Annotated in this window: 13 protein-coding genes; 4 read left to right on the forward strand and 9 right to left on the reverse strand. The window is 71.8% G+C overall.

All coding sequences use genetic code 11. From position 1 onward, the window contains the following. Positions 1–14 precede the first annotated feature (14 nt). From NQ152_RS06165 to galT, 3 genes are all read right to left on the reverse strand, one after another. Positions 15–851 carry an alpha/beta hydrolase gene (locus tag NQ152_RS06165; RefSeq protein ID WP_308209113.1) on the reverse strand — a complete coding sequence of 279 codons (837 nt, stop codon included), beginning with the start codon at positions 849–851 and terminating at the stop codon, positions 15–17. 151 nt (positions 852–1,002) lie between these two features. Beyond that, positions 1,003–2,187 (reverse strand): galactokinase, encoded by a 1,185-nt coding sequence (gene galK / locus NQ152_RS06170; RefSeq protein WP_257523378.1) that lies wholly within the window; start codon positions 2,185–2,187, stop codon positions 1,003–1,005. Then, on the reverse strand, positions 2,184–3,350 hold the full coding sequence (galT, locus tag NQ152_RS06175) for a galactose-1-phosphate uridylyltransferase (protein ID WP_257523379.1): 1,167 nt from the start codon (positions 3,348–3,350) through the stop codon (positions 2,184–2,186). The genes galK and galT overlap by 4 nt, the downstream gene beginning before the upstream one ends. A 47-nt stretch (positions 3,351–3,397) precedes the next feature. Here galT and NQ152_RS06180 point away from each other — a divergent pair, with 47 nt between their 5' ends. Then, entirely contained in the window at positions 3,398–4,498 is a 1,101-nt protein-coding gene (locus NQ152_RS06180) for a glycerate kinase (protein ID WP_257523380.1), read from the forward strand. Positions 4,499–4,581: 83 nt separating this feature from the next. Beyond that, positions 4,582–6,171: a carboxylesterase/lipase family protein gene (locus tag NQ152_RS17240; RefSeq protein ID WP_257523381.1), complete on the forward strand. Its 1,590-nt coding sequence runs from the start codon at positions 4,582–4,584 to the stop codon at positions 6,169–6,171. A 19-nt stretch (positions 6,172–6,190) separates the two neighbouring features. On the opposite strand, the gene pgm is transcribed toward NQ152_RS17240, so the two are convergent. Beyond that, positions 6,191–7,831 carry a phosphoglucomutase (alpha-D-glucose-1,6-bisphosphate-dependent) gene (gene pgm, locus NQ152_RS06190; protein ID WP_257523382.1) on the reverse strand — a complete coding sequence of 547 codons (1,641 nt, stop codon included), beginning with the start codon at positions 7,829–7,831 and terminating at the stop codon, positions 6,191–6,193. A 220-nt stretch (positions 7,832–8,051) separates the two neighbouring features. Between pgm and pheA the strand changes: the two genes are divergently transcribed. Next, entirely contained in the window at positions 8,052–9,011 is a 960-nt protein-coding gene (pheA, locus tag NQ152_RS06195; RefSeq protein ID WP_374113567.1) for a prephenate dehydratase, read from the forward strand. Between the two features lie 152 nt (positions 9,012–9,163). Here pheA and NQ152_RS06200 read toward each other — a convergent pair whose 3' ends face one another. The 4 genes from NQ152_RS06200 to NQ152_RS06215 form a co-directional block, all read right to left on the reverse strand. Beyond that, positions 9,164–10,216 carry an MsnO8 family LLM class oxidoreductase gene (locus NQ152_RS06200; protein WP_257523384.1) on the reverse strand — a complete coding sequence of 351 codons (1,053 nt, stop codon included), beginning with the start codon at positions 10,214–10,216 and terminating at the stop codon, positions 9,164–9,166. Between the two features lie 82 nt (positions 10,217–10,298). Next, complete coding sequence (locus NQ152_RS06205; RefSeq protein ID WP_257523385.1) at positions 10,299–10,610, reverse strand: hypothetical protein; 312 nt, start codon at positions 10,608–10,610, stop codon at positions 10,299–10,301. Between the two features lie 102 nt (positions 10,611–10,712). Beyond that, entirely contained in the window at positions 10,713–11,459 is a 747-nt protein-coding gene (locus tag NQ152_RS06210) for an MBL fold metallo-hydrolase (protein WP_257523386.1), read from the reverse strand. Beyond that, positions 11,456–12,394, reverse strand: a complete 939-nt coding sequence (locus NQ152_RS06215) for an SDR family oxidoreductase (RefSeq protein WP_257523387.1) — start codon at positions 12,392–12,394, stop codon at positions 11,456–11,458. Before NQ152_RS06215 ends, NQ152_RS06210 begins: the two co-directional genes overlap by 4 nt. A gap of 120 nt (positions 12,395–12,514) precedes the next feature. Between NQ152_RS06215 and NQ152_RS06220 the strand changes: the two genes are divergently transcribed. Next, a complete protein-coding gene (locus NQ152_RS06220) occupies positions 12,515–12,865 on the forward strand; it encodes a hypothetical protein (RefSeq protein ID WP_257501353.1) in 351 nt (116 codons plus the stop codon). 14 nt (positions 12,866–12,879) lie between these two features. Here NQ152_RS06220 and NQ152_RS06225 read toward each other — a convergent pair whose 3' ends face one another. Beyond that, positions 12,880–13,443, reverse strand: a complete 564-nt coding sequence (locus tag NQ152_RS06225) for a hypothetical protein (protein WP_257501354.1) — start codon at positions 13,441–13,443, stop codon at positions 12,880–12,882. Between the last annotated feature and the right edge of the window lie 20 nt (positions 13,444–13,463).

The raw sequence follows: 13,463 nt of genomic DNA on the forward strand, positions 1-13,463 counted from the left end.
GGCGCCGTCGGCCTCTAGCTGCTGAGGAAGGCGAGCAGAGCCTCGTTGACCTCGTCGGCGTGGGTCCACAGCATCCCGTGCGGCGCCCCCTCGATCTCGACGTAGGTCGCGCCCGGCAGCAGCGTGCGGAACCGGCGCGCCGTGGCATCAATGGGGAGGATCCGGTCGGCCGTGCCGTGCACGATCAGGCTGGGCAGGGCGAGCTTCGCGATGTCGGCGCGGAAATCGGTGGGCCAGGTCAGTGGCGCCGCCGCCAGAGCGGCGTTACCCGCGCGGTTGGCGGTCTGGACGCTGGCCTCCAGCGCCTCCGGCGATATCCGCGAACCCAGGTTCTCGTCCAGGTTGTAGAAGTCGGCGAAGAAGCCGGTCATGAACGCGTATCGATCGTCGCGGATCGACGTCGCGAAGCCCTCGAAGAACTCCCGCGGCCCGGCGCCCTCGGGGTTGTCGTCCGTCTGCAGCAGGTACGGCTCGAGCGAGCCGAGGAACACCGCTTTGGCCACGCGGTCGCTGCCGTAGTTCGCGAGATACCGGGCGACCTCGCCGGTGCCCATCGAGAAGCCGACCAGCGTCACATCTTCGATGTCGAGGGTTCTCATCAGCGCGTCCAGGTCGGCGGCGAAGGTGTCGTAGTCAGAGCCGCCGCCGGTCTTGCTCGAGGCGCCGAAGCCGCGTCGGTCGTACGCGATCACGCGGTGCCCGGCCGCCACCAGGGCGGCCTGCTGCTTTCCCCAGGACTCCGAGTCCAACGGGAACCCGTGGATGAGGACGACCACCGGACCCTGGCCCTGGTCGGTGTAGAAGAGCCTGATATCGGCGGTGTTCTCGATGCCTACGGTGATGAATCCCACGCGCTCGTCCTCTCCGGCCGAGGCGGCGTATGCTCCGGCATCCCCCCGAACGTATGGGCGTCCGCGCCGTCTGGCCAGGGGCTTGCGGCCGGACCGGCCGCCCGATATCGCGTCCGGCGGAGCGCGGCGGCACGCTGATCCGACGCGCTGCTCAGGCGTCCCGGCCCGCGCCGGCGGAGGGCTCGGCCCGCAGGGTGGTGGGAGGAGCGAACCCGGATGCCGCGAAGGCGGTGGCAGCGGCATCCTGCACATCGTCGACCCTGCCCGATGGGACCAGCGCGATCACGGCGCCGCCGAAGCCGCCGCCGGTCATCCGGGCCCCGACCGCGCCCGCCGTCATGGCCGCCTCGACCGCGGTGTCCACTTCGGGCACCGAGATCTCGAAATCGTCGCGCATGGATGCGTGCGATTCCAGGAGAAGCTCGCCGATGGATCCGGCACCCCCTGTGCGCAGCGACCGCACCGTGTCCAGCACGCGCTGGTTCTCGGTCACGACGTGGCGGACTCGGCGGTACGTCTCGGCATCCAACTGCCGGGCGGCGCGCGGCAGATCGGCGACGGTGAGGTCTCGCAGAGCGCGCACCCGCAGAACCTGCGCGCCCCGCTCGCACGCGGCGCGGCGCTCGCGGTAGCCTCCGGTCGCGTGCGCGTGCGTCACGCCGGTGTCGAGGACGACCAGGGCGAGTCCCGCCTCGGCCAGGCGCAGATCGACGACGGTGCCCTCCAGCGAGCGGCAGTCCAGGAGCACGGCTGCGCCCGGCTGCCCCAGCAGCGATGCCATCTGGTCCATGATGCCCGTGGGCGCACCGACCGCGTCGTTCTCGGCGGTGCGCGCGGCGGCGGCGAGGGCCACCCTGTCCAGCCCGAGATCCCAGGTGTCGTTCAGGGCGATCGCCACGGCGCACTCGATCGCCGCGGACGAGGACAGGCCTGCGCCGATCGGGACGTCCGAGGCGATCGCCAGGTCCAGGCCGGATGCCGCGTCCGGTCCGGCCGCGTGCAGCAGAGCCCAGGCGACGCCCAGCGGATAGGCCGACCAGGCCGGCACGGTCGGCCGGTCGGCCGTCCCGTGTGCGGGGAAGAGGTCGTCGAGCTCGTCGAGCGCGACCTCCACCGGCGCCCCATCGAAGGTCGAGATGACCCGGATCCGCCCGTCGCCCCGTGCGCCTGCCGCCGCATGAGTGCGCTGCGGAAGGGCGAACGGCAGCACGAAGCCGTCGTTGTAGTCCGTGTGCTCGCCGATGAGGTTCACCCGTCCTGGCGCTGACCAGATGCCGGCGGGCCGGGATCCGAAGGCTTCGGTGAACAGCGTGCGCGCGGCGGCCGAGGCGCTCATCCGGAAACCTCCGCGACCGCCGCACGCAGCGCGGCGGCCGCTTCCTCGGGCAGGACGTCGCCGATCCATGCGCCCATCGCGGCTTCGGACCCGGCGAGGAACTTGAGCTTGTCGGCCGCGCGCCGCGGCGATGTCAGCTCCAGCCTGAGCCGCACGGCGTCCCTGCCGGCGTGCACCGGAGCCTGGTGCCACGCCGCGATGTACGGAGTCGGAGTGCCGTACATGACATCGACGCCTCGAAGCAGGCGCAGGTAGAGGGGCGCGAGCTCGTCGCGCTCAGCGTCACTGGTCGCGGCGAGGTCCGGCAGTGCACGGTGCGGCAGCAGGTGCACCTCCAACGGCCAGCGGGCCGCGAACGGCACGAACGCCGTCCAGTGCTCCCCGCGCAGGATCACCCGCTCGGAGGCCTGTTCGGACGCGAGGATGCGCGCGAAGAGGTCCGCGCCTTCCCGCTGGATCGCCTCGAGCAGGCGGCGCGTGCGCGGCGGGACGTACGGATACGCGTAGATCTGTCCGTGCGGGTGCCGCAGGGTCACGCCGATCTCCTCGCCGCGGTTCTCGAACGGGAACACCTGCGCGACACCGGGCAGCCGGGACAGCACTGCGGTGCGGTCCGCCCATGCCTCGATCACCGTGCGCGCGCGGGTCGGGGTGAGCGATCCGAAGGATCCCTCGTGCGCTGGGCTGAAGCACACCACCTCGCAGCGTCCGACGGCCGTCCGCGCGCGAGCGAGCCCGGGTGCGTCGAGATCGTCGAGCCCGCGCGGCGGATCTGTCGCGGCCGGTGCGCCGGCGGTCGCTTCGGCCAGCGCGGGGCCGAACGCGGGGGAGCGGTTCTCGAACACCGCGACGTCGTACCGCGACGGGACCTCGGACGGATTCGTCGGCGTCTGCGGTGCGAGCGGGTCCAGCTCCGGCGGCGGCAGCACGGCGCGGTCCTGCCGCGCCGCGGCGAGGGAGATCCAATCGCCGGTCAGCACGTCGCGGCGCATCGTGGCCGTGGCAGGCCGGGGCGCCAGGGTGCGGGCATCCACGCCGCGCTCGGCGCCCAGAGCGGTGCCCGGATCATCGAAGTAGAACAGCTCGCGGCCGTCGGCCAGGCGCGTCGTGCGCTTGACGACGCCGGCACCGAGGGTCTCGACCCGCAACGCTCCCGTGTCCACGCTCACACGCTAGTCCGCCGACCCTCCCCGCCCGCTAGCGTGAACCCGTGATCGTCGTCTTCGCCCCCGACTCGTTCAAGGGGACGATCGGCGCAGCGGATGCCGCAGCCGCACTGGCGGAGGGCTGGCACTCCGTCCGCCGTCAGGATGAGGCCGTGCTCCGCCCGATGGCCGACGGCGGCGAGGGCACCCTGGACGCGTTCGCGGCAGCCGTCCCGGGTGCCCGGCGCGTGCCGGTGCGCGTCCGGGGACCCGCGGATCTCGAGGTGGATGCGGCGTGGCTGCGGCTGCCGCCGACCGCCCGCGCCCCGGCCGGCACCGCCGTGGTGGAACTCGGTGCGACCTCGGGTATCGAGCTGCTCGAGAACCTCCGTCCGATGGGCGCGCACACCGCCGGTCTCGGGCAGGCGATCGCCGCGGCGCTCGCGGCGGGCGTCTCGCGGGTGGTCGTGGGGCTGGGCTCGTCGGCATCGACCGACGGCGGCACCGGGATGCTGCGGGCTCTGGGGGCCCGCTTCCTCGATGCGCGCGGCGCGGACGTCCCCGCCGGCGGGCAGGGACTCGGGGCAATCGCGGCCGCCGACCTGTCCGGACTGGCCGCGGTGCCGCCCGCGGGCGTGATCGGGCTGGTCGACGTGGTCAACCCGCTGCTCGGCGCCCGCGGTGCCGCCGCCGTGTTCGGTCCGCAGAAGGGCGCCGACCCGGAGCAGATCGCACAGCTGGACGGCGGGCTCGCCCAGCTGGCCCGCCTGCTCCCCGCGGACCCCGGCACACCGGGAGCGGGGGCGGCCGGAGGCGCAGGCTTCGGGTTGCTGGCGTGGGGCGGGTCTCTGGCGTCGGGCGCGGCGACCGTGGCCGAGCTCATCGGCCTGCCCGGGGCGATGCGTGCGGCATCCGTCATCGTCACCGGTGAGGGAGCCTTCGATGGGCAGTCCGCGTCCGGAAAGGTGCCCGCCCACGTCGCGGCAGCCGCCTCCGGTGCGCGCGTCGCGCTGGCGGCAGGACGGATCCAGTCCGGTGCCGACACCTCGGCCTTCGCCGCGGTCATCTCCCTGACCGCGCTCGCCGGAACGCCTGCGTCGGCGATGGCCGATCCCGCCCGGTGGCTGCGGGAGGCCGGCCGGCACCTCGCGCGCGACCTCGGCTGAGGGCGGCCGTCACCACGGGCGCGTGGTGCTTCCGTCACCACGGGCGCGTGGTGCTTCGCGCACAGACGGCGTAGACACGAACTGTGAACAGGCAGCGTCCGCTCGAGGTGCGGGTGACCGGAGGTGTGATCCGCGGCATCCGCGAGGGCGACACGACCGCGTGGCGTGGGATCCCGTACAGCGCAGCCCCGGTCGGTCCGCTCCGGTTCCGTTCCCCGCGCAGAGTCGCGCCGTGGAGCGGATGCCGGGATGCGGCCGCGTTCGGTCCGGTCGCGCCGCAGGTGCACAAGGGCCAGTTCACCGGCACGCCGCCCGGCGTCCCATCGGCCGAGGACTGCCTGACGGTCAACGTCGTCGCTCCGTCATCGGTGCCCGCCGGCGGAGCGCCGTTGCCGGTGATGGTGTTCATCCACGGGGGCGGGTACACCGCCGGCTCATCACAGGACTTCACCGGCCAGGGGCGCAACTTCGTCGACACGGGCAGGGTCGTCTACGTCAGCTTCAACTACCGGCTGGGGGCGCTCGGCTATCTGGATTTCTCACGGTACTCGACGCGGCGCCGTCCGATGGAGTCCAATCTCGGACTGCGTGACCAGATCGCGGCGCTGCGCTGGGTGCACCGGAACATCCACCGGTTCGGCGGCGATCCCGGACGGGTCACCGTCTTCGGGGAGTCCGCCGGCGGCAACGCGGTCACCACCCTGATGGGCACACCCTCGGCCCGCGGGCTGTTCGCGCGGGCGATCGCGCAGAGCGCGCCGCCCGATGCGGTGTACTCCCGCGCGACGGCGGCCGGATGGGCCGAACAGTTCGTCGAGATCCTGCGCGGACAATCGTCGCCGATCGCCCCGGGCGGGTCGTCCGCTGTCGGCCGAGACGCGGCGCCCGACGATCCGCTCACGGTCGAAGCGACGGTGGCCCTCCTGACCGACGCGACCCCGTCCGCCTTGGCGAACGCGGCTCTGGTCCTTCAGATCCGCACGCCCGCGCAGACGCCGGGGACGTTCTGCCTGGCGCCGGTGATCGACGGGCGACTGGTGCCGCGGCATCCGATCGTGTCCTTCCGCACCGGCACCGCGCACCGCGTGCCGCTGATCATCGGCACCAACGACCGGGAGGGGACGATCTTCCGCGGGCGCATCGATATCCTCCCGAAGTCGGCTCCACGCATCGCGGCCGTGCTCGGACGAGGAACGGCCGTCGGACGCGACCTGATCGCGCGGGCGTACCCCGGTCTTCCCGGTGCGGCGGCGGCCGCTGCGGACTTCGGCGGGGACTACGCGTTCTGGTATCCGTGCGTGGCGGTCGCGGAACGGCATTCCCGCTATGCGCCGGTGTACTTCTACCGCTTCGACGTCGCGCCCCGCCTCATGCGGTGGGCGGGCTTGGACGCCACGCACGGGCTGGAGCTGCTGGCCCTGTTCGAGCAGGGCGATGCGCGGCTGGCGCGGACGATGACCTCGCTCGGCGGACGGAAGGTGTTCGACACTGCCGGGGCCAGGATGCGGGACGCCTGGCTGCGCTTCGCCGCCGTCGGAGCGCCGCCCGAGAGCTGGCCCTCGTACGCCGCTCCGGAGCGGCTCACCCTGATCATCGCAGACCAGGACCGCGTCCAGGCCGACCCGCGTGCCGAGCGGCGTCGCGCCTGGACCGCGCTGCTGCCGCTCGGGTAGCCCCGCGCCGGTCCGATGCTCAGGCCAGAGCGGCCGCGACGACCGCGCGAGCCTCCTCCTGCACCTCGCGCAGGTGCGTCTCACCGCGCAGGGACTCGGCGTACAGCTTGTAGACGTCCTCGGTCCCGGAGGGCCGCGCAGCGAACCACGCGTGCTCGGTCACGACCTTCAGCCCGCCGATCGGCGCACCGTTGCCGGGAGCGTGCGAGAGCTTGGCGGTGATCGGCTCTCCGGCCAGCTCGGTCGCGGTGATCGTGTCAGGGGAGAGCTTGGCCAGCTGCGCCTTCTGCGCCGGTGTCGCCGGGGCGTCCACGCGCTGGTATGCCGACGAGCCGAACTGCGCTTCCAGCTCCGCGTAGCGCTGCGAGGGGGTCTTGCCGGTGACGGCGAGGATCTCGGCGGCCAGCAGGCACAGCAGGATGCCGTCCTTGTCGGTCGTCCACACCGTGCCGTCGGTGCGCAGGAACGACGCCCCCGCCGACTCCTCGCCGCCGAACGCCACGGACCCGTCGAGCAGGCCGGGCACGAACCACTTGAAGCCGACCGGGACCTCCAGCAGCTTCCGGCCGAGCGAGTCGGCGACCCGGTCGATGATCATCGAGGAGACCAGGGTCTTGCCGACGGCGGCATCCGTCGGCCAGTTCGGTCGGTGCGAGTACAGGTAGTCGATCGCGACGGCGAGGTAGTGGTTGGGATTCATCAGCCCGGCGTCGGGGGTGACGATGCCGTGGCGGTCGGAGTCCGCGTCGTTGCCGGTCAGGATGTCATAATCGTTCCGCTTCGCCACGAGCGAGGCCATCGCCGACGGCGAGGACGGATCCATCCGGATCTTCTCGTCCCAGTCCAGCGTCATGAACCGCCACGTCGGGTCGACATCGGGGTTCACGACGGTCAGGTCGAGTCCGTAGTGCTCGCCGATCAGCGCCCAGTAGTCGACGGACGCACCGCCGAGCGGGTCGGCGCCGATCCGCACCCCGGCGCGCCGGATAGCCGCGACGTCGATGATGTTCTCCAGATCGCGGACATAGTGATCGCGGAAGTCGTACTCGCCCAGCGCGTCGGCGTCCAGGTCCTTGAAGGGCGTGCGGCGGACACCGTCCAGGCCCGCCGCGATGAGCTCGTTCGCGCGGTCGGCGATCCACCCGGTGGCATCGGTGTCGGCCGGCCCGCCGTTCGGCGGGTTGTACTTGAAGCCGCCGTCGCGCGGCGGGTTGTGCGAAGGGGTCACCACGATGCCGTCCGAACGGCCCGGGTCATCCAGCGCGCGCCCGCGGTTGTAGGCGAGAATCGCGTGGCTGATAGCCGGGGTCGGAACCCACGAGTCGCGCGAGTCGACCCGCACATCCACACCGTTGGCCACGAGCACTTCGATCGCGCTGCGCTCGGCCGGCAGCGACAGCCCGTGCGTGTCGCGGCCGAGGAACAGCGGCCCGGCGATGCCCTGTCCGTTGCGGTAGTCCACGATCGCCTGGGTGGTGGCGAGGATGTGATCCTCGTTGAAGCTCGTGCTCAGCGAGGAACCGCGGTGGCCGCTCGTCCCGAACGCGACGCGCTGCTCGGGGATCGCGGCATCCGGCTTTCTGTCGTAGTAGGCGGCGATCAGTTCGTCGATGTCGATGAGGTCGGATGCTTCGGCCGGAAGTCCTGCGCGCGTACTCATGTCTTCCAGTCTGCCGGGTACGGCCCTCGCCGGCACCCGGAATCCCCAGATTCCGCCCGCCGCGGCTCGGGGCGACGCAGAACTCCTGCACGATGCCGTGCGCGGGTGCCGGTTCTGCACGGCGGTCGGGGCAGGCCCGCGCGTAGTGCAGGAGTTGTGCGCCGCCGGGTCGGCGCAGCGGTCGCGAGGCCGCCGGGCCGGTCGTGGCTAGGCTATGCGGGTGACCACCGACCCCGACGCCCCGGCCCGCCGCACCTACAGCTACCTGGGTCCTGCGGGGACGTTCACGGAGGCCGCGCTGGCCCAGGTGCCCGAAGCGCGCAACCAGCACTGGCGCTCGGTGCGCAACGTGGGCGAGGCGCTCGCGGATGTGGTGGAGGGTCGCTCGGACGCGGCGATGATCGCGATCGAGAATTCCGTGGACGGCGGTGTCTCCACGGCGCAGGACGCGCTCGCGACCATGCCGGGGCTGCGGATCGTGGGGGAGTACCTCGTCCCGGTCGACTTCGTCCTGGTCGCCCGGCCGGGCACCGCGCTCGAAGACGTGTCGCTGATCGCCGCGCACCCGGTCGCATACGCGCAGTGCCTGCAGTGGCTGACGCGGACGCTTCCCGCGCACGCGCACGTCCCGGCATCCAGCAATGTCGCCAGCGCCATGGGACTGCTCGACGGGACCAGCGACGCGGATGCCGCGATCGCACCCCCTGGGATCCTCGAGCATCACGACCTGACGCTGCTGGCCCGCAACCTCGGCGACAATCCGAACGCCGTGACCCGGTTCGTGCTGGTCGCCCGCACCGTCGCGCCGCCCGCGCCGACCGGCGCCGACAAGACCTCGCTGATCGCCGAGCTGCCCGATGATCACCCGGGCGCCCTGCTGGAGATGCTCGAGCAGTTCGCCACGCGCGGCATCAACCTCTCGCTGCTGGCGTCCCGTCCGATCGGCGATGCGCTCGGCCGCTACCGCTTCGTGATCGACGCTGATGGGCACATCGAGGACGAGCGGATGGCGGATGCTCTGCTCGGACTGCGCCGCTTCAGTCCCAAGGTCATCTTCCTGGGTTCGTATCCGCGGGCGGATCGGGCGATCGTGCGCTACCCCGACCGGTACTCCGACGATGTCTTCGTCGAAGCCCGCGACTGGCTGCGGGGGCTGCTGAGCGGCGAACCCGAGGCCTAGTCGCGCCGGCTGCCGCAGTCGCGCCTCCGTGAGGGGTCGCTCGGGCGGACCGGACAGGGCGGGAACCGTCCTCGGCAGTGACCCGAGCCTTGGCAGCCCACGTGACACTCCCGCCCCGTACCGTTGCGGCCGCGGCCAGCGGCGCAACCCACTCAGGCCGCGAGCAGCTCCAGGGTCTGAGCCCGACCGGTCGCGGCATCCATCGGCTCACCGTCGAAGGCGCCGCCCACCGGCGAGATCATGACCTCGTCCACGCCGTACCTGGCGGCGAACTCCGCGACCTGGGCACGCACGTCCGGTCCGGTGCCCACCAGCCAGCGCCGGCGGGCGGCGGCCATGATCGACTCGGCCTGGGCGTCCGCCTCGACGGTGAGGGCGGCGCGGGCCTGCTCGACCGTCTCGAGCGCGGTCAGCGGCTTGCCGGTGCGCAGACGCGCCATCATGCGCAGCTGCGGCAGCGCCCGCGCTTCGGCCTCCTCGGCATCGGCCGCGGCCACCGCGTTGATCGTCAGGAAGGTCCGCGGCTCCGGGTGGGTCTCGGTGGGCTGGTAGCCGCTGCGGTACAGGTCGAGCGCGCGCTCGAGCCCCTCCCCCGAGAAGTGGTTCGCGAACACGTACGGCAGGCCGGTGGATGCCGCCAGCTGAGCCGAGTAATCGCTCGAGCCCAGCAGCCACACCTCGGGCGCGCCCTCCGCGCGGGGGGTCGCGTGGATGCCGTACTCGCCGCCGCTGGCGAACCGGACGGTGGCGCCGTCGGGCGAGACCAGAGAGATGATGTCGCGGATGTGATCGGGGAAGCGTTCCACGTCGGAGGTCGTGCCCGACATCCGCAGAAGCTGGGTGATCACCGGGTCGCTGCCCGGTGCCCGCCCGATGCCGAGGTCGATGCGACCCGGTGCGAGCGCCTCCAGTGCCGCGAACTGCTCGGCGACCACGAGCGGGGAGTGATTCGGCAGCATCACGCCGCCCGACCCCACCCGGATGCGCGCGCTGCGGGACGCTGCCGCCGCGATCAGGACCGGCGGGGTGGTCGACGCGACCGCGGGCATGTTGTGGTGCTCGGCGAACCAGTAGCGACGGTAGCCGAGCTCGTCGGCTCGCGAGACGAGGTTCAGCGACGCGCTCACCGCCTGAGCACTGGTCTGGCCGGTGCGTACGGGCACGAGGTCGAGGACGGAGAGGGCGGGTGCAGGTGCGGTGGTCATCCCCAGGTGCAACCCTTCCGACCGGCCGCGGCATTCCCGCCGGCGCGAGCACGTGCGACCCCGGCGGGCGCACGACCCCGCCTCACGCGGAGGTTTCTCCCAACGCGTCAACGGCGGCGTCGAACACCAGCGTCTGCGCCACCTCGACGGCGAGGTCGTATCGCGGCCCGGCGAGGGCGACACACACGGCCCCGACGACCCGGATGAAGCCGACCGTCACGTCGGATGATGTCACTTCGTAGCAGTCCGGGCTGATGAGCGCCCACTGCAGCGGTGACGACGGTGCGGGCGGGTCTGCCGGGCGTCGGGCGGGGAGCTGCTTGAGCGCATCGGCGGCCGCGTCGCGAGGCAGGTTCGCCTCTCGCGGCGGAGCCACCGAAATCCGCACAATCACGATGCACCCCTCTTCACGGCCGACCTCAACTGTGCCGCGCCCCGGTGGCTCGAGGAGGAGGGTTGACTACGGCCCGGGTTTGGAGTAAACCGCGTGGGGTCCTCATGAGGGTCCGACGGCGCGGGCGTGAGCGGCGGCGACCCGGATGCCGTCGGTGAAGGGCTCCCCGTGTCCGGTCAGAACCAGACCCGCACCGGTCGCGGCCAGCTCGTCGAGCGTCGTGAGTGCCACGGCGCTGTCGGCGGTCGCCGCACCGGCGACGATCCGCGGTCCGGTGCCGGCGGTGTACGGGTCGTACGTGACGAGTGCGTCACCGCTGAACAGGATGCCCCGGTCCGCCATGAAGTACGCACAGTGGCCGGCCGTGTGGCCCGGCGACCAGATGGGCGTCAAACCCCCGGGCAGGTCCAGGCGGCTGCCGGGGACCACATCGCTTTTCGCCTTGATGCCCTTGACCCAGAGCGCCCCGGCGGCCGTCATCCGGGCGAGGATCGGGATCGCTGCGGGGTGCTGCACGGGATACCGGGCACGGGCATTCTCATGCGCGTACCGGTAGGGATGCCGTGCCAGGTCCTGGTCGTCCGGGTGGATGTGCGAGGCGACCCTGTTCTCCCAGCTCAAGCGGTCGCACATGCCGACATGATCGAAATGGCCGTGCGTGAGCACCACCGCCGAGATGTCGAACGGTGTCGCCCCGACGTTCCTCAAGGCAGCGGTCAGGCGTGACCAGCTGCCCGGCAGTCCACCGTCGACGAGCACGATCCCGTCGTCGGCGACGATGAGGTAGCAGTTGACGGCAGCCTTCTCGAGCCGGTAGACGCCGTCCGCGACGACCTCGACGCGGCTCATGACCGGGTCCTGGCGCGTGCGGCGTCCTCGCGCTTCATCCGGTCGCGCACACCGCCTTCGACCGCCGTGCCCGCCTCGGTGGGCGCGAAGATCGAGCCCTGCGTGTGCAGCCGCGGAAAGCCGCGCTGCCGCTCGGCGTCGACGGTCTTCGCGGACAGCCGTTCCGTGAGGTCGGGGAAGATCCGGTGCGAGATGTTCGCGACGCGGGCTTTCCCTCCCACCGGGTGTTCCTCCTTGGGATCGGTACAGGCTGCCACGATCGCGTCGACGACGATACCGGGGTCGTCCATCGCCGCCATCCGAGGCGCATGTCCGGTGTAGTTGGCAGCGTGGTCCCACCAGGGCGTGTCCACGGCCCAGGGCATGATGGTGCCGACTTTGATGGTCTCGGAGACTCCGGCCAGGCGGAGCTCCTCGTTCAGAGTCCTGCTCAAGCTGAGCACCGCGGCTTTGGACGCCGCGTAAGAGGACTGGTAGGCCAGCGGGAGTTCGCTCTCCACAGACCCGACGTTTATCAGGACGCCGCTGCCCTGTGCCAGGAACCGGCGCAGCGCCGCGTGTGCCCCATAGAGGAGGCCGTTGACGTTCACGTCGATCACGCGAGCGTGGGCTTCCACGGGCACGTCCCAGAACGGTCCGAGCGCTCCGATCCCGACGTTGTTCACCCAGACGTCGATCCGCCCGAAGCGGTCGACCGCGGTGGCGGTCAGCCGTGCGATGTCTGGAGCGGCGCTCACATCCGTGGCCACCGGGACGGCGATCCCTCCGCGCTCCGCCATCTCGCCGGCCAGCTGCTCCAGGACCTGGCCGCGACGAGCCGCCACCACCACGTTGGCGCCGAGGTCGCTCAGGCGGACGGCGGCTCCCCGGCCGATGCCGCTGGAGGCACCGGTGATCACGATCGTCTTGCCGTGCACGCTTTCCTTCTCGCTCATCCCGTCATCCTCAGGGACTCGTGCGGCGCTCGCAGCGCCCCTTGCCAAGCCGCGTACCAGTCGCTATATGGGGGCGCGTCGGCACTGGCACAACTGGAGCAGTCGGCGTACGGTGACGGGGTGGGCACCATCTACTACGGTGGATCCGACACGGCGATCCACATCGAAGACCGCGCACTCGCGCACGTGAAGGCGGTCATCGCGACCAAGCTTCGGCGCAGCGAGAGCTTCACGCTTTCGTGGCGGCACTCCGTCGATGAGGCCCCGGGGCGCACGACGATCTGGCTGCATCCGTCCATCCCGTTGCGGTTCGTGTTCGAGGACCCCGAGCCGGTGGAGCTGAGCCGCGAGTGGATCATGCAGCTTGCGCGTTCCGCCAACTCGTCCGGCGGCATCATGCTGGTCGCCGAAGAGTTCGACACCGAACCTTCCCGGATTGCGGCCGACGAAGCCGCAGCCCAGCCCGTGTGACTGGACCGGCGAGCTCATCGCCGCGCGATCCGGACCAGCGCCCGGATCGCGATGACCCCGGCCAGCAGCCACGGCCCCCACACCAGCACGGGGTCCAGCCACGCGTGCTTCAGATCGACGCGTCCACGCCCGACGCGCGAGGACAGCGGACGGTGGCCGCGCTCGCCCAGGACGCCGCTCTCCGTGATCGGATTGTCGGGCCGCCGGGTGGCGAAGGACTTCACATGCGCCGTCATCGCGTCCACTCGGTCGCCGAGAATCAGCAACAGCCAGTGCGCCGCCTGGCCTTCGCTGTAGGTGTCGTAGGCGTACCTGCGGATGACTCCGGCCAGTCCCTTCAGGGGCTGTGCGGTTCCGAACACCGGAGTGAGCCGCAGGTGCTCCACTGATTTCTCGCGTCGGCCCGGGTCGGGCTGCTGGGGAGGCAGATCCCAGTGCGCGCCCGTGACGATGCCGGGCTGCTCGCGTGGGAACGCCGGTCGGTCAGCGGGGTCCAGGTCGACCCCCCAGCCCGGGATGCGGGCGCGCAACTCTGCGGCGCTCGGTGTGGCGCCGGGCTTTTCGGATGTGTAGGGCATGTCGTTCCTTCGCGGTTCGG

The sequence above is a fragment of the Microbacterium sp. zg.B48 genome (assembly GCF_024623505.1).
Taxonomy (GTDB): domain Bacteria; phylum Actinomycetota; class Actinomycetes; order Actinomycetales; family Microbacteriaceae; genus Microbacterium.

Coding starts and splice junctions, on each gene's coding strand:
- galK (WP_257523378.1), bottom strand. CDS start 2,187: ATGAGCGCCTCGGCCGCCGCGCGCACGCTGTTCACCGAAGCCTTCGGA.
- pgm (WP_257523382.1), bottom strand. CDS start 7,831: ATGAGTACGCGCGCAGGACTTCCGGCCGAAGCATCCGACCTCATCGAC.
- NQ152_RS06200 (WP_257523384.1), bottom strand. CDS start 10,216: ATGACCACCGCACCTGCACCCGCCCTCTCCGTCCTCGACCTCGTGCCC.
- NQ152_RS06210 (WP_257523386.1), bottom strand. CDS start 11,459: ATGAGCCGCGTCGAGGTCGTCGCGGACGGCGTCTACCGGCTCGAGAAG.
- NQ152_RS06215 (WP_257523387.1), bottom strand. CDS start 12,394: ATGAGCGAGAAGGAAAGCGTGCACGGCAAGACGATCGTGATCACCGGT.
- NQ152_RS06225 (WP_257501354.1), bottom strand. CDS start 13,443: ATGCCCTACACATCCGAAAAGCCCGGCGCCACACCGAGCGCCGCAGAG.